The sequence below is a fragment of the Acidovorax sp. genome (assembly GCF_046291265.1).
In the GTDB taxonomy this organism is placed as follows: Bacteria; Pseudomonadota; Gammaproteobacteria; order Burkholderiales; family Burkholderiaceae_C; genus Acidovorax.
The window spans coordinates 1-939 of sequence record NZ_JBKBTV010000142.1 but is presented as its reverse complement, the minus strand read 5'-3'; the positions used below and the strand labels follow the sequence as shown (position 1 = coordinate 939).

The following is a 939-nucleotide window of genomic DNA, read 5'->3' as shown; positions in this document are numbered from 1 at the left end:
GGTCATCAGGGCCCGCGCCATCTCCAGGAGCTTGCGCTGACCACCGGAGAGGCTGCCGGCGTAGTCGTCCTTCTTCGGCAGCAGCGAGAACCGGTCGAGGAGCTCCTTGGCCTTCGCCTCCACGGCACGCTCCTGACCGGCCCAGACGGGCTTGAGCCAGGACAGCGCGAGGTTCTCCCCCGACTGGCCGCGAGCGCCGAGCATCATGTTGTCCATCACCGTCATCCGGCTCAGCGCCTTGGTCAGCTGGAAGGTGCGGACCATCCCCGCCCGGGAGACCGCCGAGGCCGACGTGTTGTCCAGCGTCCGGCCGTCGAAGGACCAGTGGGCGGCGTTGTCGGGTCGATGGAACATCGTGCGCGCGGAGGTCGGCTTGTCGAAGCCCGTGATGAGGTTGAAGAACGTGGTCTTGCCCGCACCGTTGGGCCCGATCAGTGCCGTGATGATGCCGCGTTGCACCTCGAGGTGCTCGACGTCGACGGCGGTCATGCCGCCGAACTGACGCACGATGTTGTCGACCTTCAGGATCGGGTCCGGCTTGATGCTTCCGGGCACCGGCTCGACGGCCGCCAGCAGCGCGGCACGCGCTGCCGGGTCGGCGTAGTCGCTGCCCACGTGTGTCTGCTCAGCCATTGAACTGCAGCTCCCTCTTGTTGCCCAGAATTCCTTGTGGTCGGAAGATCACCAGCAACATCAACGCGACACCCACGACCACCCACGAGAACTGCTCGGTCTGCTGGCTGTTGAGGATGCTGTCGGGCACGTAGACGTTGGTGAGCCCCCGGACCAGGATCCGCACCGAGAAGAACAGGATCGTGCCGAGGACCGGGCCGAAGATCGGCGCCGCGCCCCCGCGGCGCAGGGCGGTCCAGATGAAGAACGTCAGTGAGCGACCCAGCGCATCGGGCTGAACGGAGGCCGGGAGCACATAGACGATGC

1 protein-coding gene and 1 pseudogene are annotated in these 939 nt (G+C 66.6%); both read right to left on the bottom strand.

The features are described 5' to 3' along the window. Window positions 1-615 (bottom strand): ABC transporter ATP-binding protein (locus ACK41V_RS23535; RefSeq protein WP_409786101.1); only part of this gene is annotated, 615 nt, incomplete at its 3' end. 10 nt (window positions 616-625) lie between these two features. After that, window positions 626-939 (bottom strand): annotated as a pseudogene (locus ACK41V_RS23530) (hypothetical protein); the annotation flags it as partial.